The organism is Streptomyces tritici (genome assembly GCF_048500665.1).
Lineage (GTDB): Bacteria > Actinomycetota > Actinomycetes > Streptomycetales > Streptomycetaceae > Streptomyces > Streptomyces tritici.
In genome coordinates this window covers 635,645-659,961 of sequence record NZ_CP183183.1, presented here as the reverse complement: position 1 = coordinate 659,961, position 24,317 = coordinate 635,645, and the positions used below count along the sequence as shown (strand labels likewise).

General features: G+C 72.5%; 21 protein-coding genes. 16 read left to right on the top strand and 5 right to left on the bottom strand.

Going from position 1 to position 24,317, the window contains the following annotated elements:
- Nucleotides 1-19: 19 nt before the first annotated feature.
- Nucleotides 20-1,108 carry an NAD(P)-binding domain-containing protein gene (locus tag ACNJ93_RS03050; protein WP_418955749.1) on the bottom strand — a complete coding sequence of 363 codons (1,089 nt, stop codon included), beginning with the start codon at nucleotides 1,106-1,108 and terminating at the stop codon, nucleotides 20-22.
- Nucleotides 1,109-1,206: 98 nt separating this feature from the next.
- Between ACNJ93_RS03050 and ACNJ93_RS03045 the strand changes: the two genes are divergently transcribed.
- The 3 genes from ACNJ93_RS03045 to ACNJ93_RS03035 all read left to right on the top strand — a co-directional run bounded on the left by ACNJ93_RS03045 (nucleotide 1,207) and on the right by ACNJ93_RS03035 (nucleotide 4,670).
- Entirely contained in the window at nucleotides 1,207-1,629 is a 423-nt protein-coding gene (locus tag ACNJ93_RS03045; RefSeq protein ID WP_418955748.1) for a secondary thiamine-phosphate synthase enzyme YjbQ, read from the top strand.
- A gap of 367 nt (nucleotides 1,630-1,996) precedes the next feature.
- Nucleotides 1,997-2,926 carry a hypothetical protein gene (locus ACNJ93_RS03040; RefSeq protein WP_418955747.1) on the top strand — a complete coding sequence of 310 codons (930 nt, stop codon included), beginning with the start codon at nucleotides 1,997-1,999 and terminating at the stop codon, nucleotides 2,924-2,926.
- Nucleotides 2,927-3,281: 355 nt separating this feature from the next.
- Nucleotides 3,282-4,670 carry an aspartate ammonia-lyase gene (locus ACNJ93_RS03035; protein ID WP_418955746.1) on the top strand — a complete coding sequence of 463 codons (1,389 nt, stop codon included), beginning with the start codon at nucleotides 3,282-3,284 and terminating at the stop codon, nucleotides 4,668-4,670.
- Between the two features lie 151 nt (nucleotides 4,671-4,821).
- Here ACNJ93_RS03035 and ACNJ93_RS03030 read toward each other — a convergent pair whose 3' ends face one another.
- Entirely contained in the window at nucleotides 4,822-6,252 is a 1,431-nt protein-coding gene (locus tag ACNJ93_RS03030) for a pre-peptidase C-terminal domain-containing protein (RefSeq protein WP_418955745.1), read from the bottom strand.
- A 285-nt stretch (nucleotides 6,253-6,537) separates the two neighbouring features.
- Here ACNJ93_RS03030 and ACNJ93_RS03025 point away from each other — a divergent pair, with 285 nt between their 5' ends.
- The 6 genes from ACNJ93_RS03025 (at nucleotide 6,538) to ACNJ93_RS03000 (ending at nucleotide 12,112) form a co-directional block, all read left to right on the top strand.
- Nucleotides 6,538-7,503, top strand: a complete 966-nt coding sequence (locus ACNJ93_RS03025) for an ABC transporter substrate-binding protein (RefSeq protein WP_418955744.1) — start codon at nucleotides 6,538-6,540, stop codon at nucleotides 7,501-7,503.
- A 2-nt stretch (nucleotides 7,504-7,505) separates the two neighbouring features.
- Complete coding sequence (locus ACNJ93_RS03020; RefSeq protein WP_418955743.1) at nucleotides 7,506-8,471, top strand: amino acid ABC transporter permease; 966 nt, start codon at nucleotides 7,506-7,508, stop codon at nucleotides 8,469-8,471.
- On the top strand, nucleotides 8,468-9,232 hold the full coding sequence (locus tag ACNJ93_RS03015; RefSeq protein WP_418955742.1) for an amino acid ABC transporter ATP-binding protein: 765 nt from the start codon (nucleotides 8,468-8,470) through the stop codon (nucleotides 9,230-9,232). Before ACNJ93_RS03020 ends, ACNJ93_RS03015 begins: the two co-directional genes overlap by 4 nt.
- Nucleotides 9,229-10,446, top strand: a complete 1,218-nt coding sequence (locus tag ACNJ93_RS03010; protein ID WP_418955741.1) for a M20 family metallopeptidase — start codon at nucleotides 9,229-9,231, stop codon at nucleotides 10,444-10,446. The genes ACNJ93_RS03015 and ACNJ93_RS03010 overlap by 4 nt, the downstream gene beginning before the upstream one ends.
- Nucleotides 10,447-10,570: 124 nt before the next feature.
- Nucleotides 10,571-11,863 carry a cyanophycinase gene (locus ACNJ93_RS03005; protein WP_418955740.1) on the top strand — a complete coding sequence of 431 codons (1,293 nt, stop codon included), beginning with the start codon at nucleotides 10,571-10,573 and terminating at the stop codon, nucleotides 11,861-11,863.
- 111 nt (nucleotides 11,864-11,974) lie between these two features.
- Nucleotides 11,975-12,112 (top strand): hypothetical protein, encoded by a 138-nt coding sequence (locus ACNJ93_RS03000; RefSeq protein ID WP_418955739.1) that lies wholly within the window; start codon nucleotides 11,975-11,977, stop codon nucleotides 12,110-12,112.
- 169 nt (nucleotides 12,113-12,281) lie between these two features.
- Here ACNJ93_RS03000 and ACNJ93_RS02995 read toward each other — a convergent pair whose 3' ends face one another.
- Nucleotides 12,282-13,157, bottom strand: coding sequence for a MurR/RpiR family transcriptional regulator (locus tag ACNJ93_RS02995; RefSeq protein ID WP_418955738.1), 876 nt, complete (start codon nucleotides 13,155-13,157; stop codon nucleotides 12,282-12,284).
- Between the two features lie 278 nt (nucleotides 13,158-13,435).
- A complete protein-coding gene (locus ACNJ93_RS02990; RefSeq protein ID WP_418955737.1) occupies nucleotides 13,436-15,565 on the bottom strand; it encodes an MMPL family transporter in 2,130 nt (709 codons plus the stop codon).
- A gap of 80 nt (nucleotides 15,566-15,645) precedes the next feature.
- Here ACNJ93_RS02990 and ACNJ93_RS02985 point away from each other — a divergent pair, with 80 nt between their 5' ends.
- A complete protein-coding gene (locus ACNJ93_RS02985; protein ID WP_418955736.1) occupies nucleotides 15,646-16,134 on the top strand; it encodes a MarR family winged helix-turn-helix transcriptional regulator in 489 nt (162 codons plus the stop codon).
- A 138-nt stretch (nucleotides 16,135-16,272) separates the two neighbouring features.
- Here the strand turns inward: ACNJ93_RS02985 and ACNJ93_RS02980 are convergent, their stop codons facing one another.
- A complete protein-coding gene (locus ACNJ93_RS02980; protein WP_418955735.1) occupies nucleotides 16,273-18,486 on the bottom strand; it encodes an MMPL family transporter in 2,214 nt (737 codons plus the stop codon).
- Between the two features lie 325 nt (nucleotides 18,487-18,811).
- On the opposite strand from ACNJ93_RS02980, the gene ACNJ93_RS02975 reads away from it, so the two are divergent.
- From ACNJ93_RS02975 to ACNJ93_RS02950, 6 genes are all read left to right on the top strand, one after another.
- The gene (locus ACNJ93_RS02975) at nucleotides 18,812-19,978 is read left to right on the top strand and encodes a sensor histidine kinase (protein ID WP_418955734.1); all 1,167 of its coding nucleotides are present in this window, start codon (nucleotides 18,812-18,814) and stop codon (nucleotides 19,976-19,978) included.
- A complete protein-coding gene (locus ACNJ93_RS02970; RefSeq protein ID WP_418955733.1) occupies nucleotides 19,975-20,652 on the top strand; it encodes a response regulator in 678 nt (225 codons plus the stop codon). The genes ACNJ93_RS02975 and ACNJ93_RS02970 overlap by 4 nt, the downstream gene beginning before the upstream one ends.
- 231 nt (nucleotides 20,653-20,883) lie before the next feature.
- Nucleotides 20,884-21,366 (top strand): DedA family protein, encoded by a 483-nt coding sequence (locus ACNJ93_RS02965; protein WP_418955732.1) that lies wholly within the window; start codon nucleotides 20,884-20,886, stop codon nucleotides 21,364-21,366.
- 73 nt (nucleotides 21,367-21,439) lie between these two features.
- Nucleotides 21,440-22,012 carry a HutD family protein gene (locus ACNJ93_RS02960; RefSeq protein ID WP_418955731.1) on the top strand — a complete coding sequence of 191 codons (573 nt, stop codon included), beginning with the start codon at nucleotides 21,440-21,442 and terminating at the stop codon, nucleotides 22,010-22,012.
- A gap of 103 nt (nucleotides 22,013-22,115) precedes the next feature.
- On the top strand, nucleotides 22,116-23,144 hold the full coding sequence (locus tag ACNJ93_RS02955; protein ID WP_418955730.1) for a lytic transglycosylase domain-containing protein: 1,029 nt from the start codon (nucleotides 22,116-22,118) through the stop codon (nucleotides 23,142-23,144).
- 59 nt (nucleotides 23,145-23,203) lie between these two features.
- Nucleotides 23,204-24,265, top strand: a complete 1,062-nt coding sequence (locus ACNJ93_RS02950) for an RNA polymerase sigma factor (RefSeq protein WP_418955729.1) — start codon at nucleotides 23,204-23,206, stop codon at nucleotides 24,263-24,265.
- The last annotated feature ends 52 nt before the right edge of the window (nucleotides 24,266-24,317 follow it).

Sequence of the window (24,317 nt, the reverse complement as noted above, 5' to 3'; positions counted from 1 at the left end):
CCTGGCCCCGCCCCGGTCCCTACGCCGGGACGGGCTCCGGCTCCCGGTCGAGCAGCCGCCGGATCTCCGCCACGGCGGCCCGCCCGGCGCGGTTCGCGCCGATGGTCGAGGCGGAGGGCCCGTACCCGACGAGGTGGACGCGCTCGTCGCGCACCGCCCTGGTCCCCTCCACCCGGATGCCGCCGCCGGGCTCGCGCAGCTTCAGCGGGGCGAGATGGTCGATGGCGGCGCGGAAGCCGGTGGCCCACAGGATCACGTCCGCGTCGACGGTCCGCCCGTCGTCCCAGGTCACGCCGGTCGGCGTGATCCGGTCGAACATCGGCAGGCGGTCCAGGATCCCGCGCTCGCGGGCGTCGCGGATCGCGTCGGTGAGCGGCAGCCCGGTCACGGACACGACGCTCTGCGGCGGCAGCCCCTGCCGCACCCGCTCCTCCACCAGCGCGACGGCGGCCCGGCCCTGCTCCTCGCCGAAGGGCCCCTCCCGCCAGACCGGCTCCCGCCGGGTCACCCAGGTCGTCGCGGCCGCCACCTCGGCGATCTCCATGAGGTGCTGTGTCCCGGACGCCCCGCCGCCGACCACCACGACCCGCTGCCCGGCGAACGCCTCGGGCCCCGGGTAGGCGGCCGTGTGCAGCTGGCGCCCGCGGAAGGTCTCCTGTCCGGGGTAGCGGGGCAGGAACGGGCGGTCCCAGGTGCCGGTGGCGTTGACGAGGGCCCGGGTCGCGTACGTCCCCTCGGACGACTCGACGAGCAGCCGCCCGCCCCCGCCCTCGCGGACGGCCCGCACGTCGACGGGCCGGTGCACCCGCAGCCCGAAGACGCCTTCGTACGAGGCGAAGTACTCGCCGATCACCTCGGAGGACGGCCGCCCGGGGTCCGCGCCGGTCAGCTCCATCCCGGGCAGCGCGTGCATGCCGTGCACCTTGCCGTACGTGAGCGAGGGCCACCGGAACTGCCAGGCGCCGCCGGGCCGCGGCGCGTGGTCCAGCACCACGAAGTCCCGCTCCGGCTCGAACCCGGTCCGCCGCAGGTGGTACGCGGCGGACAGCCCCGCCTGCCCGGCGCCGACGACCACCACGTCCACTTCGCGTACCCCGAAATCGTTCACGATTCCACTAACCTGCTCGGGTGCCGGGATCTTCCCGAGGTGGACGCGTCGGTGTGGGGACGAGGAATCCCCTCGGCGCAGGCGCGAGAATGCCCTCCATGCCAGCTGCCTTCACCACCAAGGTCCTCGACCTCACCACCGGCCGCTCCGAGACCGTCACCGACCTCACGCGCGCCTGCGAGGACTTCCTCGCCGAGGCCGCCGAGGGCCGCGACGGCCTGCTCAACCTGTTCGTCCCGCACGCCACCGCCGGCCTGGCGATCCTGGAGACCGGCGCCGGCAGCGACGACGACCTCCTCACCGCCCTCCACCACCTCCTCCCCGCCGACGACCGCTGGCAGCACCGCCACGGCAGCCCCGGCCACGGCCGCGACCACGTCCTCCCCGCCCTGGTCCCGCCCCACGCCACCCTCCCGGTCCTCGCCGGCCGCCTGTCCCTCGGCACCTGGCAGTCCGTCTGCCTCGTGGACACCAACAAGGACAATCCCGACCGTCAGGTGCGGCTGTCGTTCCTCGGGTAGCGGTCACCACCGGACTCCAGGTCGGATGTCCGGCCGCACTGACTGGCGATCGGTCCTGCGCCGGTCTCCCGCGTGAGGGTGGTGCGTTCGGCGGCACGCCATGGAGTGCTCCGGGCCGACCGGGCGTCCTTTTCGCCTCGTCGGCTCAGCAGAGACCATTCCCGGATGGCGCAGTGCCGCAGAGTGCGCACTAGTTGTATTCAAGTGTGCGCTCTCTGCGCAGGACGGGACAGCGCGGGGGACGCCTACCGGATGTTCCACGAACGGAGCCCTCGACATGACCCCCGAGCTTTTCGGTAACAATCCGACGGAAGACGGCAAAGGGCCCACAGTCGGGCCCGCCCCGGAGCGGGACGCTCCCCCAGCCGTGGCGAGTGTCCCGGAAGGGGCTCCGGCCCCGGCCGAGACCGACGACGAGGCGATACACACCCTTCTGCGGACGGCGGCCACCGAGCGTCCGGTGGAGGAGGTCGCCTCGCTGGTCGCCCGGCTCAAGCAGACCGGCGAGCTGTCCAGCCCCGCCGACGTGGCGCTACGGGCAGCCGCCGTATCCCGACCCCTGGACGAAGTGCGGCAGCTGGTCGCCCTGCTCAACGAATCGGGGTACGACCTTCATCAGGCCGAAATCACGCTGCGCGCCGCCGCTGTGGGCCGACCGATCGAGGACGTGGTGCAGCTTGTGAACATCCTCGGCGCCGACAGCAGCGACTGGCGCTCCACCGGCGGCGGGGATGGCGAGGTGCGGAAGGCCGGGCCCGGCCGGGACGACCGCGTGAAGGGTGGCGAAGACGCTGTCCCGGTCGTCGGGGCCTTCCGGCAGGGGCTGCGGAGGTCCGCGACGTCGGCGAAGTCGGCCCTGGACGGTGCACTGGCCGTGGGCCCCGGCAGCCACACCGTCTCCCCGGCGCTGCGGTCGGCGCTGCGCTGGCCGGCGGCGGTCGCCCTGTTCGCCTGCGGTCTCGTCCATCTGCCCACGGATCTCGCGGGCATTCGCTCAGGTGGCCAGGCGGAGGTGCTGTCCGCGGTCGTGACGGTGCTCTGCCTGCTGTGCGGAGTATGGCTCTCGGTGCGGGACACCGTGATCGTCTGGGCCGCCGCCATGGGGACCGCCGTCGGCCTTGTCGCACTCCATGGACTCGCGAGTTCCCTCGGCGTCGACCTGCTGAACGGCAGCCTCGGCTCCACGTTCACCTGGGCGAAGGCCGTAGGGCTGCTGAGTGCCGCGGCCGTGGTCGTCCTGGCCGGCTCGGCCCTGGTGCGCCACGCGAAGACGACCGGCGCGGCGGACAGTGCCTGAAGACGCAGGGGAACCGGGTCACTCATAGGCGTGGCTCTCTCGCGGCCACGCCGAGGGTTGTCCTTGCGGAGGTCGGCGGACACCGACAAGGACAACCCGGACCGTCAGGTGCGGTTGAGCTGCCTGGGCTGATGAGCCGATCAAGATCGTCCTGGGGGTGGCCGCCGGCCGGCCGCCCCGGCGGCCGAGTCGGGGGTGGACTACCTCGTGGTGACGCGGGAGAAGGAAGAACGCACCGACGCACCCTGCTTCGTAACATGTGATTCGAAGAAGCGGTTGCATGTCCAATCTGTAATGCCGGATACTTCGTGCCAGGCGGCGCGCGAGTCGCCCGTACCGACAGCGAGGGACGGACATGCGACGCGAAGAGCGCGATCTCATCGGCGTGCGAGAAGTGCCGGAAGGCGTGTACTGGGGCATCCACACCCTGCGCGCACTGGAGAACTTCACCCTGACGGGCATTCCGCTCTCGTCGCACCCCGAACTCGTCGTCGCGCTGGCCGCGGTGAAGGAGGCGGCCGCGCTGGCCCACCTGGAGCTGGGGACCCTTCGCGAGGAGCGGGCCCGGGCCGTCGTCGCGGCGTGCCGCGAGATCCGTGCGGGCCGCCTCCACGACCAGTTCGTCGTGGACGTCTTCCAGGGCGGCGCGGGCACCTCGGCGAACATGAACGCCAACGAGGTCGTCGCCAACCGGGCACTCGAAATCCTGGGGCACCCGCGCGGCTGCTACGAGCACCTGCATCCCAACGATGACGTGAACCGCTCCCAGAGCACCAACGACGTGTACCCCACGGCGGCCAAGCTGGCGGTGCACTCCTCCGCGGGGCGGCTGCTCGACGCGATGACCGTGCTGCGCGACGCCTTCGGCGACCGGGGCGGGCACTTCGCGAAGACGGTGAAGCTCGGGCGCACCCAGTTGCAGGACGCCGTGCCGATGACGCTGGGCCGGGAGTTCGACGCGTTCGCCCTCACCGTACGGGACGACGCCGACCTCATCGGCCAGGCCGCCGCCTCCCTCCTTGAGGTGAACCTCGGGGGCACGGCGATCGGCACCGGCCTCAACGCGGACGAGGGCTTCGCCCGGCTGGCCGTCACCCACCTCGAAACCGTCGCGTCCGTGCCGGTCCGGCCCGCCCGCGACCTGGTGGAGAGCACGCAGGGCGTCGGCGGATTCGTCCGGCTCTCCGGCGCCCTGCGCCAGTTCGCCGTACGGCTGTCCAAGATCTGCAACGACCTCAGGCTGCTTGCCTCGGGCCCCGGGGCGGGCCTCGGCGAGATCCGGCTGCCGGAGCTCCAGGCGGGGTCGAGCATCATGCCGGGCAAGGTGAACCCGGTCATGCCCGAGGCCGTGAACCAGGTCTGCTTCGACGTCCTGGGCGCGGACGCCGCCGTCTGTGCGGCGGCCCAGGCGGGTCAGCTCCAGCTGAACGCCTTCGAACCCCTCATGGTCCATCACCTGCTCAACTCCGCGAACCGGCTCGCCGCCGCCTGTCGGCTCCTGGCCGAGCGCTGCGTCGTCGGCATCGAGGCCGACGAGGAGCGCCTGCGCGTCCTGGTGGAGCGGAGCGCCGGTCTCGCCACCGCGCTGAACCCGGTCATCGGCTACCAGCGGTCCACGGCACTGGCACGGGAGTGCCGCGCGTCCGGGGTCCCCGTCCGGGAGCTGGCCGTGCGAGACGGGCTGCTCACCGACGGTGAACTCGACGTACTGCTCGATCTGCGGCGTCTCGCCCGGCCGAGCTGACTCCTGGTGGGCCGTGACGAGGCCGGGTCCCGGCCGAGCCGGGTCCCGGCCTGGATGTCATGTGCGGCACGTCGGGTGCACCGTCGCGTGCGGTGCGGAACGCCCGCGGGTCCCGGGCGCGCGTGCGAGGGCCCCGCGGAGGTCGACTGCCTCAGCTTCTGGTCAGGGTGCAGGAGTACGTGGCGGTGCCGGAGCCGCTGTAGGCCTCCACGTCGAGGTAGTAGGCGCCCGTGCCCGTCGCGGTTCTGGTGAAGGACAGGGACTCGTCGGTGCCGGCGCCGTCGTTCACGGACCGGGTCAGGGTGCTGCCGTTCGCGTCGAGCCAGTACACGTCAGCGTCGTAGGCGGTGGGCACGGCGCAGTTCACCGAGACGGTCTGGCCGGCCGCCACCGAGACCTTGAAGTAGTCGCGGTCGCTGGTCGACTTCATGCTGCCCGTGAGAGTGCCGGGCGAGGCGAGCGCGGTGGCGTCGTCGGCCGTGTCGCGCGTGTCGTTGGGCTCGCTCTCCACGACCGTGGACCCGCCGCCCTGGGTGCCGCAGTCAGTCACCGGCGTACCGCTGTAGAGGTTGGCGTCGGTCACGCCGTTCGTCACACTGCGCAGGTAGTAGCCGCAGGTGGGGCGGTTCTTGAAGTCGAAGGTGGAGCCGGGGGCCAGGCGCCAGATCTTGAAGCCGCTGTAGGTCAGCGGCTTCCTGTCCACGGCCTGTTCCGGCTGGTGGTCGGCGAGGACGACGTAGGCGTCCTTGCCGTACTGCGTCGCCTTGCCGTTGCGGTCGAGGAACAGCGAGCCGCCGCCCTCCTCCACTCCCACGCCCCAGGCGGCGCCCCCGGGCGCGAGGCCGTCCTTCACGGCGCGCGCGAGGAAGGACATGGTGCGGCCCATGCGGTCGCGGGTCACGAAGTGGGAGTCGTTGATGACGGCTCCGTAGTTCTCCCATTCGAACATGCCGGTGGTGAAGCTGACGTACCGGTCGTAGGGGTTGGCGAGGGCTTCGGAGCTGGTGACGCTTCCGTTGCAGGCGTCGTAGACGATCGGGCTGTTGATGTGGTGGCCCGCGCTGCCGCCGCCGGAGCCGCCGCCCTTGGCGACGACCGCCTCCACGGAGGCCTCCAGGGCGGTGCCCTTCCAGGCGGCGTAGCGGCACTGGTCGCCGCCGGCGAAGTAGACGAACTCGGCGTTGCGGACGTCGGTGTTCATCTGGCTGTTGTTGCCGTCGCTCGCCGTCGTGAGCGTCCACGTCGTACAGGAGTTGACCCCGGTCAGTCCGACGACGGCGTCGCACTCGGGAGTCCTGCTGCCCGAGGTCGGTGCCGAACCTGCCAGGACGACCACGTCGAGGCTCCCGGTGCCGCCGCGGATCTCATCGACGGCCCGGGCCATCGAGGCCGTCACGATGCCGCCGGCTCCGTTCATCGTGAACGCCGGACCGTTCCACGAACTGCGGCTGACGTCGGAAGCGCTGCCGAGCCGGCTGCGGTCGGCCGCCGCCTGCGCAGGCTGATGCGCCATCAGCACGGAGGCCATCGCGGTGAGGCCGACGGCGGCTGCCGCGGGGGTCCTGAAGGAACGGTGTGTCATGTGCACTCCTGGAAAAGGGCGAACTCGATGCCGCAGCCGTCGGAGGAGGGCTGCGGGATTGGTAGCGGAACATACAAGTAATGGGCCCGGTGCGGAAGATGTATGTCCGGAGCGATGGTCGGCCCGCCGTGATTGAGTCACGAATGCGCGACAAAGACCTCCAAATCGCCCAAATCGCGAGGCTGGAACTCTCGTTACATGAACGTAATGGGACTTACATCTAGCCATGTAATGGGTTCCTCTGTAATTTCGCAGCAGTGCCTGGCGGCCAGACTCCGCCGGCAGATGACCACCGAGAGGTTCCAGGCGATGAACGCTCGTATCGCACGCCCCACGGCCGCCGCGGCCGTCGCGGCGACCATGCTCCTGTCCCTGTCCGCCTGCGGCGGCGACGAGCCCGCCGCCCCGTCGGGCAAGGTCGCCATCGGCGGCGTGGAGATCGTGAAGGACCAGAAGCTGCACGACCTGCTCCCCGAGAAGATCAAGAAGACCGGCGAGGTGCGCGTCGCGACGGACGTGCCCTACCCGCCCTTCGAGATGTACGTGAAGGAGGGCGAGGCCGAGCTGACCGGTCTGGACTACGACCTCGGCCAGGCGCTCGGCGCCAAGCTCGGCGTGACCTTCGCGTTCTCCCCGCAGAAGTTCGACGGCATCGTCCCCGCCATCCAGGCCGGCAAGTTCGACGTCGCGATGTCCGCCATCACGGACAACAAGGAACGCCAGAAGGTCGTCGACTTCGTCGACTACTCCCAGTCCGGCTCCGGCGTCCTCGTCGCCGAGGGCAACCCGGCGAAGGTGACCACCCTCGACGACCTGTGCGGGCGGAAGGTCGCCGTCCAGGCCGCGACCAACCAGCTCGACCTCCTCAAGGAACACCAGGCCGCCTGCGAGAAGGCCGGCAAGGGGAAGATCGACATCCAGACCTTCCCCAAGGACTCCGACGCCCAGCTCGCGCTGCGCTCCGGGAAGGTCGTCGCCCAGGTGCTGACCAAGCCAGCGGCCGGCTGGGTCGCCAAGACCGCTGACGGCGGCAAGGCGTTCGACCTCGTCGAGGACCCCGCCGCCCCGGGCGGTTACAACGCCTCACCCAACGGCATCGCGGTCAGCAAGCAGCTGCCCGAGCTGACGGACGCCATCCAGAAGGCGCTGCAGTCCCTCATCGACGACGGCACCCTGATCAAGATCTACAACAAGTACGGCGTCGAGTCGATCGCGGTGAAGGAAGCCACCAAGAACGCGGCGGTGGACTAAAGATGGCCGGCACCACCAAGGTCCCGCCGAGCCCCACTGCCACGGACCAGCCCCCCACCGGGGAACTCGAGATCGTCCCCGTCCGCAACTACGCGCGCTGGATCGCGGCCGTCGCCTCGGTCCTCGCCCTCGTCGGACTGATCGGCTCCCTCGCCAAGAACGACAACCTGCACTGGGACGTCGTCGGTGACTACCTCTTCGCCGACCTCATCTTCGACGGTCTCGCGACGACCCTCTGGCTGACGGCCGCCGCCATGCTGCTCGGTCTCGCCCTCGGCACGCTGATCGCCGTCATGCGGCTCTCGTCCAGCCCCGTGCTGTACGGCCTGGCCAACGCCTTCGTCTGGGTCTTCCGCGGCACCCCGCTGCTCGTCCAGATCATCTTCTGGGGCTATGCCGCGGCGCTCTACAAGTACGTCAAAATCGGCATCCCGTTCACCGACGTCACGTTCTTCCAGGCCGAGACCAACGCGCTGCTGACACCGGCGATCGCCGCCCTCCTGGCCCTCGGCCTGAACGAGGCGGCCTACGCCTCGGAGATCGTCCGCGCCGGCATCCAGTCCGTCGACCCCGGCCAGGCGGAGGCCGCCCACTCGCTGGGCATGCGGCCCGCGCTCACGATGCGCCGGATCGTCCTGCCGCAGGCCATGCGCGTGATCATCCCGCCGATGGGCAACGAGACCATCAACATGCTGAAGATGACCGCGCTCGTCTCGGTCATCTCCGCCCACGACCTGATGTCGAACATCCAGGACGTGTACGCCCAGAACTACCAGGTCATCCCCATGCTGGTCGTGGCCAGCATCTGGTACCTGGCCCTCGTCACCCTCCTCAGCGTGCCCCAGGCCTGGCTGGAGCGGCGTTACGGCCGCGGGACCACCCGCGCGGGGCACGTCTCGCCCTTCCGGCGCCTCCTCGGCGGAACGGTGGAGCGGCTCGGCAAGAACAGCAAGGAGCAGAACCGATGAGCACCCCCATGGTGCGCGCCGAAGGCGTCCGCAAGCACTTCGGGAGGCTGAAGGTCCTCAAGGGCATCGACCTCACCGTGGAGCGCGGTCAGGTCTGCTGCCTCCTCGGCGCCTCCGGCTCCGGGAAGTCCACCTTCCTGCGCTGCATCAACCACCTGGAGAAGGTCGACGGCGGCCGGCTCACCGTCGACGGGGAGCTCGTCGGCTACCGCCAGCAGGGCAACAAGCTCCACGAACTGCGTGAACGCGAGGTCGCCGACCGCCGCCGCGACATCGGCATGGTCTTCCAGCGCTTCAACCTCTTCCCGCACATGACGGCCGTCGAGAACGTGATGGAGGCCCCCGTCAAGGTCGCGGGCGTCTCCCGCGCCGACGCCCGGGAGCATGCCCACGCCCTACTCGACCAGGTCGGTCTCGGCGACCGCGGGCACCACTACCCCGCCGAGCTGTCCGGCGGACAGCAGCAGCGCGTGGCGATCGCCCGGGCCCTCGCCATGAAGCCCAAGCTGATGCTCTTCGACGAGCCGACCTCCGCCCTGGATCCCGAACTCGTCGGAGACGTCCTGGACGTCATGCGGCAGCTCGCCGCGGACGGCATGACGATGGTCGTCGTCACCCACGAGATCGGCTTCGCCCGCGAGGTCGGCGACACCGCCGTCTTCATGGACGAGGGCGTGGTGGTGGAGGCGGGCGACCCCCGCCAGGTGCTCGTCGACCCGGAGCAGGAGCGCACCCGCGCCTTCCTGTCCAAGGTCCTGTGAGCGCCCCCACCCGCCGCCGGGAGAGGCTCGACGACCTCCTGGACCTGGCCCGCGCCCACCGCGCCGACTACCTGCGCGACCTGGAGGAGCTCGTCTCCGTCGACTCCGGTTCCTACAGCGCCGAAGGCGTCAACGAGGTCGCCGACTGGATCGAGCGCAGGCTCGAACGGATCGGGTTCACCGTGGAACGCGTCCGCTTCCCGTCGACCCCCGACGGACACCGGACCGGCGACGCCCTCGTCGGCCGCCGACGCGGCACGCTGCCCGAGTCGGAGGGCGGCCGCAGGATCCTCCTCGCCGGCCACATGGACACCGTTTTCGAGAACGGAACCGCGGCCGCCCGCCCCTTCCGGATCGACGGTTCCACGGCGTACGGCCCCGGCGTCAGCGACGACAAGGGAGGCCTCCTCGCCGGCCTCACGGCCCTGGAGATCCTGGGCGAGTGCGGCGTCGACGCGTACGACGAGCTGGTCCTGCTCGCCACCCCCGACGAGGAGATCGGCTCGCCCGCCAGCCGGCCGCTGATCGAGGCGACGGCCGCCGGCATGCACTTCGGGCTCGGTCTCGAATGCGCGCGGGAGAACGGCGACCTCGTCATCGCCCGCAAGGGCGTCGCCGACTTCCGCCTCACCGTCACCGGCCGGGCCGCCCACGCCGGCATCGAACCGGAGCGCGGAGCCAACGCGGCCCTCGCCGCCGCCCATCTGACCGTGGCCCTCCAGGCCCTCAACGGCCACTGGGACGACGTGACGGTCAACGTCGGCGTCGTGCGGGCAGGAACGCGCGCCAACATCGTCTGCCCCCAGGCGGAACTGCGCATCGAGGTCCGCGCCGCCACGACCGGCGACATCCAGCGCGTCACCCGGGCCATCCGCGAAGCCGCCGACCATCCCGGCGTCCCCGGTGTCACCGTCGAGGTCGAGCAGCTCGACCTCTGCCCGCCCATGGAGGACACCCCCGCCTCCCGGCGCATGTTCGACCACGCGTGCCGCGCCGCGTACGCGGCCGGCATCGAGCTGGGCGCGGCCGCCACCGGCGGAGTCGGCGACGCCAACCTCGTCGCCGGTGCGGGGGTCCCCGTCCTGGACGGTCTGGGCCCGGTCGGAGGCGCCGACCACACCCCCCAGGAGTGGCTCGACGTCACCAGTGTCCCCCCGCGCGTGGCCCTGCTCGCCGACCTGATCGCCTCCCTCGGGGAGGCCGGCACCACCTGAACGGCCTCGGCACCCGGGGCTGCTGTTCTCCCCGCCCCGCACCGGCCGAGCCGGGCGGACCGGTACGAGTCCGGTCCGCCCGGCAGAAGAACCTCACCGCCCCTTCTCCCGACCGGAGACACCCATGCGCGTCCCGCCCGCCCCCGCACGCCGCACCGTCCTCGTCGGCGCCCTCGCCGTCGCCCTCCTCACCGGCACCTCCGGCGCCCACGCCGAACCCCGCCCGGACCCGACCCGCACGGGCTCCCTGGTCCTCATCGGCGGGGCCCTGAAGGAGAACAACACCCAGGTCTACGGCGAGATCATCAAGCGCGCCGGCGGCCCGGAGGCCCGTATCGGCGTCATCACCGCCGCCTCCGTTCCCGAGAGCCAGGACCCCCACGCCGGCGACCCCGACCGCTGCAGCAACTCCGCCTGCAACGGCGCCTACTACGCCGACGTGTTCAAGCGGCACGGCGCCGCGGACGCCCAGTGGATCCCCCTCGACATCGACCACGTCGCCGACGCCGACTCCGACGCGGTGGTCGCCCAGGTCGAGTCCATGACCGGCTTCTTCTTCGGCGGAGGCGACCAGTACCGGTACGTCACCACCTTCCTGCGCGGCGACGGACGCAAGGACTCCAAGGTCCTTGCCGCCATCCGCGCCAAGCTCGCCCGCGGCGCCGTCGTCGCCGGGTCCTCCGCCGGCGCCCAGATCGCCTCCGGCCCCCACATGGTCACCGGCGGCGAATCGTACGAAGGGCTCCGCGACGGCAGTGCCCCCGGCTACTTCGACGACCCGACCCGCCTCGGCCACCTCCCGCACGGCGGCTTCGGCTTCCTCCGCTCCGGACTCGTCGACACCCACACCGGCGCCTACGGCCGTGAGGGACGTGCCCTGCGTCTCGCCTCCGACACCGGCCACGACCGCGTCTACGGCCTGGAGGAGAACACCGCCCTCGTCGTCGACCGCCCCGGCAGCGACCGCGAGCACCTGACCGTCCTCGGCCCGAACGGTGTCGCCGTCCTCGACCTGCGCGACGCCCGCGCGCACGACTCCGCGAACGGCTGGGCCCTGCGCCGCGCCCGGTACAGCCACCTCACCGACGGCGACCGGTACGACGCCCGCACCTGGACCCCGCGGGTCGCCTCCGGCAAGCGGCCCCTCACCCCCACCGGCACGACGCCCGTGCCGGCCAACACCGACGTCTTCCACTCGACCGCGAACCCGGACGGCACCCCCTACTCCTTCCTCACCACCGCCCGCGCGCTCGCCGCGACCCGAGCACAGGACAGCGCGACCGCGACGACCTTCGAGACCGGCCCCCGGTTCACGGTGACCTTCACCAAGGCACCCGGCTTCGCCGCCTTCACCGACGACGCCACCACCCCCCGGACCCTCGTCGACCTGCGGATCGACATCGCACCCCAGAGGTGAACCGGGCGGCCGGGCGGGCGCACGGGCCGCGCCCGCCCGGCCGCGCCCGCCGGTCCCGTCGGTCCGCAGCCCTCCTCCCGCGCCGTCATCCTCGTCGAGAGAGGCCGCTCCATGTCCGTGCGCACCCGCACCGCGCTCGTCTCCGCCACCGCCGTCGCCCTGGCGCTCCTCGTCTCAGGATGCGGGGAGCCGGCCGGTACGCCGTCCGCCCGCGAGGGGACCGGGCGGGCCGGTGGCCGTCCTGCCTGACCTCGTGGTCAGCCCGGACCCCCGGCTCCATACGACGCCCATGGACGACGGTTCCTACCGCAAGATCCTCATGAAGTACCAGGTCCCGAACATCGGGATCCCCGAGGCGACGGTGAACGGAGCGCTCGACTGACTCCGCCCTCCGGGAGACGGCCCCGCGGCCGACCGGCTAGAGGAGGCCCGTGCGCCGGGCGACCCGCTCGGCCTCCTTCATCCGCTTGTGGCCGTCGCCGCCGATCCGGTCGAGGACGGCGGCGACGAGCGCCTCGACGACCGCGAGGGCCGGTACAAGGCTGTCGTAGGGGGAGTCGGAGGAGACCTGGGTGATGAACACGACGTCCGCGTGGGCGGCGGCGGGGGAGAGCCACGGGTCGGTGAACACGACGACCTTGCCGCCCCGCTCCCGCGCCAGTTCGGCGATGAGGGTCTTGTCCGCCTCGTAACGCCGGTAGTCGAACAGGACGGTGACGTCGCGTCGGGCGAGCTGCGTGAGGAAGGAGGTCCGCTCCACGTCCTTGTGCGGCAGGAAGTCCACCTGGTCGCGGAACTGCATCAGGTGCAGGCCCAGGTACTCGGCCATCAGATGCGTGAAGCGTCCGCCCGCCACGTGCACGCGACGGCGGGGATCGGCGAGGAGGCCGACGGCGTCCTCGAACTCGTGGGCGGCCACCTCGTCGAAGGTCTGGGCGACGGCCTGCCGCACGAGCGAGGAGCGCTCGCCGAGCTGGGTGGCGGCGGCGTCCTGCGGAGCTTTCCGCTCGTGCTTCGACGTCTCCGCAGCCGTGTAGAGCGTGATCGGCGAGGCGTTGCGGGCGTCGAGCTCGGCGCGGAGAGCGGCCTGGAGGTCGGGAAAGCCCCGGTAGCCCAGCCGGGAGGCGCACCGCAGCACCGTGGGTGCCGACACGCTCGCCCGCTCCGCGATCGTGGCGACCGTCTCGAAGACCGCGGCCGGATACCCCGCCAGCAGCACCCGCGCCACCTTGCGCTCCGCCGGACTCAGTTCTCCGAGCCGACCGCGGATCTCGTCGGCCAGCGTGGGGCTCATGGCTTTCCCTTCCGCGGCGTCGGACCACCGGGGCGGACGGCAGCCGTCGAGGCCGCTTCCTCCGGCTCGCCACGTTTCAGAACGATGAGATTCACGGGCCGAATGTACCGCCTATTACGGAAACTGCCCAGTCCCGCCGGAAGGCACGGCGGAGGGCTCGCGCCGCTGTACCGCGCGGTGGCGCACCGCGCGGGACAGCGTCGGCCCGAGGGCGCCCGGCCGGCGGGTCGGGGCGGTGGCGGCCGGTCCGGGCGCCGCGCCACCTGGATGTGTCTGATTCAGCTACCGGCCCCGGCCGGCGCCTGCGCGTCGGTTCCGGTGACGTCCGGATGCTTGGCGGCTGCCTCCCGGGTGAGCCGACTGGGCCACCAGACGGCGGGGCCGATGTCCCTGACGAGCGCGGGCACCAGGAGTGAGCGCACCACGATGGTGTCGAGGAGGACGCCGAAGGCGACGATGAAGGCGATCTGGGCCAGGAAGGCGAGGGGGATGACGAGGAGTGCCGCGAACGTGGCCGCGAGGACGACTCCGGCCGACGTGATCACGCCGCCGGTGGCGATGAGCCCGCGGAGCATTCCCTGTCGGTTTCCGAGTCGCAGTGTTTCCTCGCGGACGCGGGACATGAGGAAGATGTTGTAGTCGACTCCGAGTGCTACGAGGAAGACGAATCCGTACAGGGGTACGGAGGCGTCCGTGCCGGAGAAGCCGAAGCCGTGCTCGAAGACCAGTCCGGCGATGCCGAGGGTCGCGAGGTAGTTCAGTCCCACGGTGGCGACCAGCAGGACGGGCAGGAGCAGCGAGCGCAGGAGGACGATCAGGATCACGAGAATGATCGCCAGAACGACCGGGATGATCACGTTCTTGTCGTGCTCGGCAGTGCGCTGCGTGTCGTACTGCTGTGCCGTGTATCCGCCCACGAGGGCGCTCGCCTCCGTGGCGTGGACCCGGTCGCGGAGGTTCTGGACGGTTTCCTTGGCGGCGTCGCTGTCGGGTGCGTCGGCCAGGGTCGCGTCGATGCGGACCAGGCCGTCCACGACCAGCGGCTTCCCCCCGGGAGTAGCGGTGATCACCTGTACGTCGGCCACTCCCGGCGTCTGTGCTGCGGCTTTCTGTGCAGCCCTCTGGCTGTCGGCGTCGGCGATGATGACGGCCGGCTGGCCGGAACCTCCGGGGAAGTGCCTGCCGAGGGTCTGCTGCGCGGCGACGGACGGGGCGTCGTTGACGAACAGTTCGTCCAGGGGCACGCCCTTGGACTGCAGTGCGGGGAAGAGGGCCGCGCCGATCAGCAGAAGACCTGTCGTGATGATCCACAGCTGTCGGGGGCGGGTGTCGACCCAGCGGGCGACTCGGCGCCAGATCCCGTGCCCGCCGGTCTCGGCGTCGGCCGACTTCGGCCTGGCCGGCCAGAAGGCGGTCCTGCCCATCAGAGCGAGGGCGGCGGGAAGGAAGGTGAGGGTGGTGAGGACCGCGCAGACGACGCCGATGGCGCCGACGGGGCCGAGAGCCCTGTTGTTGGTCAGATCGCTCAGCAGCAGGGCGAGCAGGCCGAGCGCGACGGTGGCGGCGCTGGCGGCGATGGCTCCGAACGATCCCCGGGTGGCGGCCCACGCGGCTGCGGCCCGATCGCCACTCGCGGCGAGGTCCTCGCGGAAGCGGGCGGTGAGCAGCAGGGCGTAGTCGGTGGCCGCGCCGATCACCAGGATGGAGAGGATGCCCTGGACCTGGCCGTCGACGCGGACGATGTCGTTGTCGGCGAGGACGTAGACGATCGCGCCGGCGACTCCCAGGGCGAAGACGGAGCTGACGATGATCAGGAAGGGGAGCAGGACGCTGCGGTAGACCAGCAGCAGGATGAGGAGCACGGCGGCGAGCGCCACGCCGAGGAGGAGCCCGTCGATGCCGGCGAATGCCTCTTTGAGGTCTCCTTGGGTCGCCGCGGGCCCGGCGATCTGGGCTCGTGCGTCCGGCACCGAGTCGGCTGCGGCCTGGATCTCGTCCAGGGTTCCGCCGAGCTCCTCACCGAGGTCGGGGGACAGGGGCACGACGCCTCGGAGGGCCTTGCCGTCTTGCGACGGGAAGGCCGGGGAAGGGGCCCCTTCGACGCCCTGGGCGCCGTTCAGCGACTGCAGCGCGGCGGTCGCCGCCTTCTGCTGGGCCTGCGAGATGCCGCCGCCGTCGGAGGCCGTCCAGACGACGATCGCAGGCAGTGTCTCCTGCTGGTTGAAGGCTTTCTGCTGCTCGATCACCTTCGTGGACTCGGCGTTCCGGGGAAGGAACGCAGCCTGGTCATTGGTGGAGACCTCGCCGAGCTTGCCTGCGTAGGAGCCGAAGGCTCCGCCCAGGCCCAGCCAGACCACTACGAGGACGAGGGGGACCAGCCAGCGGACTGGTCGACGCGCGCTGTTCATCGACTCCCTATCGGAACGAGCGAGTTAAGGTATCTCGAAGATAAACTATCTCAATCATTGAGTGATATTAGAATCGGCGTATGCAGTCACGTTCACCGGACACTCCCGACCAGGGCAGCGACCTGTTCACCTATGCGGTCCTGCTGCGCGCGCTGAACCGCGAGCTGAACCGGGTCACCCTGGACTTCGCCCAACAGCAGGGACTGCACACCACGGACATCCACGCCCTGGCCGTGATCATGGACTCCTCGGCGTCCGCCGACGGCCCCGTGACTCCCACGCGTCTGCGGGAGGAGCTGGGCCTCACCTCCGGAGCGATCACCGCCTGCCTCGACCGACTCCAGCGCTCAGGACACGTCAGCCGCGTCCGGGACACCGCGGACCGCAGAGTCGTGCACCTCGTCTACAACCCGGAGGCCCGCGCGCTTGCGCGCGAGTACTTCAGCCCGCTCGCACGGGCCACCGAGACCGCACGCAGCCACTTCACCCCCGAGCAGCTGAGCACGGTCGCGGACTTCCTGCGGTCCCTGAACGCCGAGCTGGCCACGGCGCACGAAACGCGGGCGTGAGGCAGCGGAGAGTCTGTCGAACCGTGATGAAGCCGCGGGCTCGATGACCTCTCCGACGAGTACGCGTCGCAGTGCGCTCCGGCGAGGCAGAGACCGGAAAGCCGAGGCGCTGCATCCGGCGACCCGGTCGCACCCGTTTCACCCGTCGTACGGAGTGGGGAGCCCCGCTTCCCGCGCGCCTGCGGGCCGGGCCTCGTCCTCCCGGCTCCGCGCCGCGCGCACCGGCCACCACATCCCCCGGCCCAGCAATGCCGCGGCCGCCGGGACGAGCAGGAGCGACAGGACGAAGGAGGACAGCAGGATGCCCAGGGCCGTGGCGAATCCCAGCTGGCGGGTGGAGGCGTCCGCGTTGACCGCGAGGCTGCCGAACGAGGCCGCGAGGACCACACCGGCCGTGGCGACGGCCGGCGCCGTGTGCCGTACCGCGAGGGCCACGGCGGCACGCGCCGGGCCTCCGCGGGCCATCTCCTCACGCAGGCGGTCACTGACGAGGATGTTGTAGTCGGTGCCGAGGGCCACGACGAACAGGAACAGCACCAACGGCAGGACGAAGTTGACCCCCGGCTCACCGCCGAGGTGCTGGAAGACCAGGGCGGAGGCGCCGAACGTCGCCGCGAAGCACAGCCCGACCGAGAGCATCAGCACCACCGGGGCCGCCAGGCTGCGCAGCAGCACCACCAGGATCAGCGCGATCAGCGCGGCGGCCACCAGGAACACCGTCCGAAGGTCCCGGTCGACCGCGGTCGCCACGTCGGCGAACACGGCCGCGGTGCCGCCCACATGTGCCGTGGTGCCGGGCGGAGTCGCCTCCCGTACGGCCTGGCGCACCGGTCCCGCCACGAGGTCCCGGGCGCGCGGGGACTGGGAGTCCACGGTCAGGTAGGCGTCCAGCCGGGCGGCGTCGCGGTCGGCGTTCAGCACCGGTGCGGCCACCTCGCCCACTCCGGCCACCTCGGACAGAGCCCGGCGCAGGACGTCCAGCCCGGCGGGGTCCAGAGGCCGGCCGTCGTCGGCGGTGACGTACACCGTCGTCGGGTCGGAGACGCCCGCCGGCAGGGCGCCGGCGATCTCCCGTGCTGTTGCGGCGGCCGCCGTGTCGCGCGGGGTGCCGCCGGTGCCGAAGTCCATGCGGACGCCCGCCATGCCGACCGCGAGCGCGCCGAGGAGGGCGACCGACGCCACGAGCACCAGCAGCGGACGGCGCGCCACCAGCTCGCCCGTACGGGCGGCCGGACCGAACCGCTCGGCCTTCGAGAAGCTCCGCGAGGGCCAGAACATCTTCCGGCCGGTCACCGCCAGCAGCGCCGGCATCAGGGTCAGGCTCGCCACCAGCATCACCAGCACCGACACCGCCACCGAGGGGCCGAGCACCCGGAACTGCCCGAATGTGGCCACGCCCAGCGTCGCGAAGGCCGCCACGATCGTCAGCGCCGCCGAGGTCACCGCGGTGCCCACCCGTCCGGCCACGTCCGCGGCCACCAGGCGGTGGTGTTCCTCCGGGCGCCGTCGCAGCTCCTCGCGGAAGCGGAACAGCAGGAAGAGGAAGTAGTCCACCCCGATGCCGATCAGCACGGTGCCGATCATGCTCGGTGTGCCGGGGTCCAGTTCGAGACCGCTCAGCAGCGCCGCTCCCACGACCGTGCCGGCGGCGGCACCGCCCACCACGGACACCGCGAACAAGGGGATGAAGGCGGCCAGGACGCTGCGGAACACCAGCACGTTGATCAGCACGATCAGTCCGACCATCAGGAGGCCGACCACCGTCTGCGTGGTCTCCTCCGCGTTGGCGCGGTCCACCACGTCCGCCAGGCCCCCGGTGAAGCCCGTGCGCAGCCCGGCCTCGCCGAACTCCTGCTCGGCCCGGTCGTGGAAGACCCGGTACACGGAGTGCATGCCGGGGTCGGTGGAGTTGCCCCGCAGCCGCGCGCCGAGCAGCGCGAACGACTTGTCGGGGGCGGTCGTCACCAGTGCCACGCGGGGGACCTGGGAATAGTCCTCGGAGATCCCCCGTACCTGTTCGTCAGTCCACGGCATCTCCACCCGTGTGGCGCTCAGTTCGCGCGCCACGGCCTCCACGCGCTTCCTGTCCGAGTCCGCCAGCGGCCTGCCGTCGCGCCGCGCCACCAGCACCGTCACCGTGTCGGCGTCGGGCTCCGCGCCGAACTCCTCCCGGGCGACCCGCAGCGCGGCGGCCGTGTCGTACTCCGGAGGCAGGAAACCGGCGCTGTCGGTGTGCGTCACGCGGAAGACGAGAGCCTGGCCCACGAGCGTCATGAAGATGCCGAGCACCGCCCACACGACGATGACCCGCCATGGTCTGCGGGTCGAGTAACCGGTCAGGGCACGGATCACGGGAGTCCTCCGGGAAGGTACGAGCGAAGGGGGCCGCGAGACCTGGACATGCGGTGCGGCGCCCCGTGCCGGGTCGTTCCGGCACGTGTTCCAGCACATCAGCGGCGCGCCGCCCGCACCTCGGAGCCGGGGACGAGAAACCCACTGGGAGCAGGGGCCCGTACCGTCCGGCCGCTGGGAGCCTGCTCCCAGCCACGGCTCCCTCCTGGTCCCGACGCCACGGCTCCGGCGCACCGGCACCATGGGACACTCGGGGGACGAGCCGCAGGTCATCGGGCTGCCGCGGCGGCCCCGGGGAAAGCGTGGATGCGCAGGGGAGGCGGGGATGGGACGGCGCGCGGACGAAACGCGCCCCAGCGGGGCGCGCGGAGGACCGGGGCCGTGGAGTCGGCACGACGGACTCGTCGCCGCCGGCGCCGCGGCCGTCGACCTCGTGGGCTTCACCTTCACCAGCCAGACGGACCAGGGTCACGTGCCGGTGGCCGGGTGCCTGGTCGTGGTCGTCGCCTCGCTGTTCCTGCTGGCGCGCCGCCGCGCGCCCCTGTGCGTCCTCGTGGCGAACGTGTCGCTCAACTGGTTCAGCTCCGTGGGCCAGCACTACGGGGCGGCCACCGTCGTGGCCCTCTACACCGCCGTACGTCACCACAGCGCAGCGGTCGGGGCGGCGGCCGTCGCCGGCTGCGTCGCGGTGCTCCAGTTCGTCCGCCCGGGAGCGCCCGCACCCTCCCTGATCGAGTTCGTCCCCAACGTCGTGTCGGCGCTGTTCGTGGCCGGCGCCGCCGTCGTGGTCGGCCGCTGGCAGCGCAACGCCGAGGCCCAGCGGCGGCTGCTCGCCGAGCGGGCCGTCTCCGACGAACGCCGCCGCATCGCCCGGGAACTGCACGACATCGTCGCCCACCACCTGACCACGATGCAGCTGCTCGCCGGAGGCGCCCGGGCCAACCTCGACCGGTCCCCTCAGGCGGCCCGCGAGGCGCTGGTCACCCTGGAGGGCTCCGGTCGCACCGCGCTGCGCGAGATGCGCCACCTCCTCGACGTGCTCCGGGCCGGCGACGACACCGACGAGGGCGAGACGACCGCACCGCAGCCCGGCATCGGCGACCTCGACCGCATCGTCGGGGACAGTCGCCGCGCGGGCCTGCCCACCACCCTCACCACGGACGGCGACCCGCGCTCGGTTCCGCCCGGTGTCGCGCTCACCGTCTTCCGCATCGTCCAGGAGGCCCTCACCAACGCCCGCCGGCACGCGGGCGACGGTGCGCACGTCGACGTGCGGATCACCTTCGCCGACCACGAGGTGGGGGTCGCCGTCACCGACGACGGTCCGCGTCCCGGCCGTCCCCTCGCGCGCGGGTCGGGCCACGGACTCATGGGGATGCGTGAACGCGTCGCCCTCCACGGCGGCACCCTGCGGGCCGGGCCGGAGGCCGGGGGGTTCGCCGTCCGGGCCCGTCTGCCCCTGCCCAGCGACCGCCAGGAGACGTACGCGTGAGCCCGACCGTGAAGGTCCTCATCGCCGACGACCAGCCGCTCGTCCGCCGCGGCCTCGCCCTGATGCTCGCCCCCGAACCCGGTTTCCAGGTCGTGGCCGAGGCGGGGGACGGCGCCGAGGCGGTCCGCCTCGCCCACGAGCACCGGCCCGACGTGGTCGTCATGGACATCCGCATGCCGGTCCTGGACGGCATCGCGGCCACCGAGCGGCTCACCGCGGAACTGCCGGACTGCCGGGTCCTGGCCCTGAGCACCTTCGACATGGACGACCACGTCGTGGGCGCCCTGAGGGCGGGAGCGTGCGGCTTCCTGCCCAAGGACATCTCGCCCGAGGACCTCGTCGCCGCCCTGCACGTGGTCCGCGACGGCGAGGCGATCCTCGCCCCGAGACTCCTGACCCGTCTCATCTCCCGGCACGTCACGGCCCCGGACCGCCGGACGGCACCCCGTGTGCCCTCCGGCACCGAGGAACTCACGCCACGGGAGCGGGAGGTGTGGCGGTTGATCGCCGGCGGCGCGGACAACGCGGAGATAGCCGACCGGCTCGGTGTGAGTGCCTCCACCGTGAAGAACCACATCACCGCCCTCTTCGCCAAGCTGCGGGTCCGCGACCGGGCTCAGGCGGTCATCGCCGCCTACGAGACGGGCCTGGTGACGGCACGACGTGAGACGTGAGCCACCGGATCGGGACGAGGGGCGCCGCCGCGGTACGGCCTGCGGGGGTGTATGGGCGTTCGGTTAGGCTGGCTGCGCCGGGGGACCGGCTCGGTGCCGTTCTGGTGCCACCGCGGTGATACGCAGGAGACGGAACGGGCAGAGGCGGGCACAGGTGAGAGACGGAGACCGGGCTTGTCCCCGTAGTGCGCGGCGACGCGGGCCCCGCCCCGGCGCCCGGGACGAGGCGTCGTGACCAAGGTCGCGCTCACGGCCGCCGGTCTGTACGCCATCGTGCTGCTCCGCGCCGGGGGGACCTTCGGCGTCGGGTGGCTCGCCGGTGCCGGCGCCAGACGCAGCAGATTCGCCGGGCGGATCTCCTCGGCCAAGTTCCGGCGCGTGGAACGGGCGATCCAGCGGTGGGGCGCGCCGGTGGTGGCCCTCTCCTTCCTGACCATCGGGTTCCAGACCGCCGCGAACTTCCTCGCCGGCAGCATGAGGATGCCCCTGACCCGTTACCTCCCCGCCCTGTTCGTGGGCGGCGCGGCCTGGGCGCTGGTCTACGCGACCGCGGGGCTCGGCGCGCTCGAGGTGCTGTCGAGGCTGTTCGCCGAGCGCACGGAACTCGGGGTGGCCGCGGTGGCCGTCCTCGTCCTCGCGGTGTGCGGTGCGGTGCTGTACCGCAGAAGAAGGGCGGCCCCGGCCTCCGACGAGGCCGTGTCCGAAGAGTCGTGAGCCCCGCCCGACAGGGGCGGGTGGCGCGGTCGTACGGTGGTCGCCGGCACGCGACGGCGAAGGAGCTGACGACATGACCGCAGGACGCCTGTTCAGGGCGAGCGAGCGACGGGCGACGCCCTGGCGCAACGGTGGCGGTGTGACGCGGGAGGTCGCCGCCGGACCCGCCGACGCCGGCCTGGAGGACTTCGCCTGGCGGGTGAGCCTCGCGGACGTCGCCGCCGGGGGCCCGTTCTCGTCGTTCCCCGGCGTCGACCGGATCATCACGGTCGTGGACGGCCCGGGCATGGAACTGATCGTCGACGGGGTCCCCCACACCGTCGACACCCCGTACGAGCCCTTCGTGTTCTCCGGCGACGCCGTCACGGATTGCCGGCTGCTCGGCGGCCCCCTCGTCGACTTCAACGTGATGACCCGCCGCGACGCGGCGACGGCGGACGTCCGCGTGACGCGCGAGAAGTTCGCGGTCGCTCCCCAGGGCGCGGCCCAGACCCTCGTGATCGCCCTGTCCGGCACGGCGACTCTCGCCGGAACCGACGTCACCCTCGACCGGTTCGACGCGGCCCTCTTCTCCGCCCACGAACCGGCCACCGTCCACGTCGACGGCGTGACGGCCGCTGTCACCATCACGCCCGTTTCAGCCTGACGCGGCACCCGCCCAAGAACTTCCCCCCGGTTCGTGCGACGGATCGGGGCGGCTGGTCCGTAGAGAAGGCGACGGAGCAGGCGAGGGGGAGGGAGTCGCGGGAATGGTGGGACGGGCTTGGGGGCGGGTGAGGGTGACGGTGGTCGCCGTCGTCGTCATGGCGGCGGTGACCGGGTCGCAGGCGCCGGGGCGGGTGGCCGGGGGTGGGACGGAGGTCGCGGGGCCTCCGGTGGGGCCGGGGGACTCGGTGTATCTGAGTGAGCTGCCGCCGCTGGCGGTGCGAGGGCAGGTGCCGGGGTCGGCGGTCCGGGCCGTCGTCGTGGCCGACCGCGCGGCGCTGCCCGCGACGGTGTTCGCGGCGTACCGGCGGGCCGAGGAGGCGCTCGCGCGGAGCACGCCGCACTGCCGCCTGCGCTGGCAGCTGCTCGCGGCGATCGGCCAGGTCGAGTCGGGCCAGGCGCGCGGCGGCAGGGTGGACGCGGACGGAACGACGTACGCGCCGATCATCGGCCCGCAGCTGAACGGCCGGGGCTTCGCCCTGATCAGGGACACCGACGGCGGCGCCCATGACGGCGACGCGGCCTACGACCACGCCGTCGGCCCGATGCAGTTCATCCCGTCCACCTGGGCCCGCTGGGGTTCCGACGGCAACGGCGACGGCAGGGCCGACCCGCACAACGTCCACGACGCGGCGCTCGCCGCGGGACGCTACCTGTGCGCGGGCGGCCGCGACCTCGCGCGGCCCGGGGACCTGCACCGCGCGATCCTGTCCTACAACCGGTCGCACGCGTACCTGAGCGTCGTTCTCGCCTGGTACGCCTACTTCCGGGACGGCCACCGCGTGGTGCCCGACCCGGGTGGTACGCACTCCTCCGCCGAGGCGGCGCGGCGGCCCGCCGCCCCGCCCGAGCCCGCCTCCCGTGCCGCCGAGCAGCCCGCGCAGCCGGCGCAGCCGGCGCCCTCGCCGCGGCCGTCGCGCAGCGCCGAGCCGAGCCCGGCGCCCTCGCCCCGGCCGACCACCTCCCCGCGACCCCAGCCCCTGCCGTCCCTGGTCACGGCCCCGGAACCCGGCGTGGAACTCTCGGACGCGCCCCTGATCCCGGGCACCGCGCCGCTTCCCGGCAACGGTTAGGACTCACTCGCCCGCCGCCCCCTCCCCAACCCCGGTACCCGCCGGTAGCGTCCGGGCGCATGGCGACGGACACGTACGACGACCCCGCCCACCTGCGCTGGCACCGCATGTGGAGCCAGCGCGAGCAACTGCTCAAGGTGGCGCGCCGCAGGTCCCTGAGCGAGCAGGACGCCGAGGACGCCGTCCACGAGGCGATGCTGCGCGCCGCCCAGCACACCCACCTGGACGACTCGCGCCTCGGCGCCTGGCTGACGACCGTCACCATGCGCCTGTGCGTCGACCGGCACCGCCAGGTGCGCCGCGAGGCCGAGCTCGGCAGCGCCCCGAAGCTGACCGCCCCGGGGCCCGTGCCCGTCGAGGAGGCGGTGTGCGACCGGGCGGAGGCCCGCTGGGTGGCCTACCGCAGCCGGGAGCTGCCCGCCCGCCAGGCGGAGGCCCTGCGGCTGAAGTCGGAGGACCGGGACGTCGACGAGATCGCCCGGGAGATGGGACTGAGCTACCAGGCCGTCGAGTCCCTGCTCGCCAGGGCCCGGCGCACCCTGCGCAACTCGCTGGCCGGCACCCTCGCGCTCGGCCTGTGGCTGATCGGCCGTGGCCGGGACCAGGCGGGCCAGGCCGGCGCGCCCGCCCACGCCCTGGCCGCGGCGTCGGCTGCGACGCTCGCGGTGGTGGGCCTGGTGGCCGTCCCGTTCGCGTACGACGCGGACCGCGAGCGCCCCGGCCCTCCCGCAGTGACGGGCCCGGGCGCGGCCGAGGTCGGCGCGGCCGGGTACGACGTGCCGGCCGCGACCCCCTCCGTACGCGCGGAACCGCCGGCCGCCCCGCCGTCGCCCTCCGCCGCGCCGCACGCTCCCGCGCCGTCCCGCGGCCTCCTGCCCGTGGACGCGCCCGTACCCCTGCCGCCCGTCCCCGTCCCCGTGCCCTCCGTGCCGGTCACCGGCCCCGTCCCGTCCGGGGTGGGCCTGCCCGACGTGGACGGCGCCCTGCCGGCCGTGACCGCCCAGGTGCCGCCGCTGCCCGAGGCGACGGCGCCCGTACCGACCGCCCCCGTACCGGCCCCGCCCGGCACCGGCGGCGTGCCCGGGACGGCGCCGTCCGTACCGCTTCCCGACGCCCGCTGAAAATTCTCCGGATTCCCGCGACGGACCCGCCGCCCCTCCCCGTAGAGCAGAC

What these genes read in the sequence shown, in the direction of transcription:
- ACNJ93_RS03045 (WP_418955748.1), top strand. Translation starts at nt 1,207, where the DNA reads ATGCCAGCTGCCTTCACCACCAAGGTCCTCGACCTCACCACCGGCCGC.
- ACNJ93_RS03035 (WP_418955746.1), top strand. Translation starts at nt 3,282, where the DNA reads ATGCGACGCGAAGAGCGCGATCTCATCGGCGTGCGAGAAGTGCCGGAA.
- ACNJ93_RS03030 (WP_418955745.1), bottom strand. Translation starts at nt 6,252, where the DNA reads ATGACACACCGTTCCTTCAGGACCCCCGCGGCAGCCGCCGTCGGCCTC.
- ACNJ93_RS03025 (WP_418955744.1), top strand. Translation starts at nt 6,538, where the DNA reads ATGACCACCGAGAGGTTCCAGGCGATGAACGCTCGTATCGCACGCCCC.
- ACNJ93_RS03020 (WP_418955743.1), top strand. Translation starts at nt 7,506, where the DNA reads ATGGCCGGCACCACCAAGGTCCCGCCGAGCCCCACTGCCACGGACCAG.
- ACNJ93_RS03015 (WP_418955742.1), top strand. Translation starts at nt 8,468, where the DNA reads ATGAGCACCCCCATGGTGCGCGCCGAAGGCGTCCGCAAGCACTTCGGG.
- ACNJ93_RS03005 (WP_418955740.1), top strand. Translation starts at nt 10,571, where the DNA reads ATGCGCGTCCCGCCCGCCCCCGCACGCCGCACCGTCCTCGTCGGCGCC.
- ACNJ93_RS03000 (WP_418955739.1), top strand. Translation starts at nt 11,975, where the DNA reads ATGTCCGTGCGCACCCGCACCGCGCTCGTCTCCGCCACCGCCGTCGCC.
- ACNJ93_RS02995 (WP_418955738.1), bottom strand. Translation starts at nt 13,157, where the DNA reads ATGAGCCCCACGCTGGCCGACGAGATCCGCGGTCGGCTCGGAGAACTG.
- ACNJ93_RS02990 (WP_418955737.1), bottom strand. Translation starts at nt 15,565, where the DNA reads ATGAACAGCGCGCGTCGACCAGTCCGCTGGCTGGTCCCCCTCGTCCTC.
- ACNJ93_RS02985 (WP_418955736.1), top strand. Translation starts at nt 15,646, where the DNA reads ATGCAGTCACGTTCACCGGACACTCCCGACCAGGGCAGCGACCTGTTC.
- ACNJ93_RS02975 (WP_418955734.1), top strand. Translation starts at nt 18,812, where the DNA reads ATGGGACGGCGCGCGGACGAAACGCGCCCCAGCGGGGCGCGCGGAGGA.
- ACNJ93_RS02960 (WP_418955731.1), top strand. Translation starts at nt 21,440, where the DNA reads ATGACCGCAGGACGCCTGTTCAGGGCGAGCGAGCGACGGGCGACGCCC.
- ACNJ93_RS02955 (WP_418955730.1), top strand. Translation starts at nt 22,116, where the DNA reads ATGGTGGGACGGGCTTGGGGGCGGGTGAGGGTGACGGTGGTCGCCGTC.
- ACNJ93_RS02950 (WP_418955729.1), top strand. Translation starts at nt 23,204, where the DNA reads ATGGCGACGGACACGTACGACGACCCCGCCCACCTGCGCTGGCACCGC.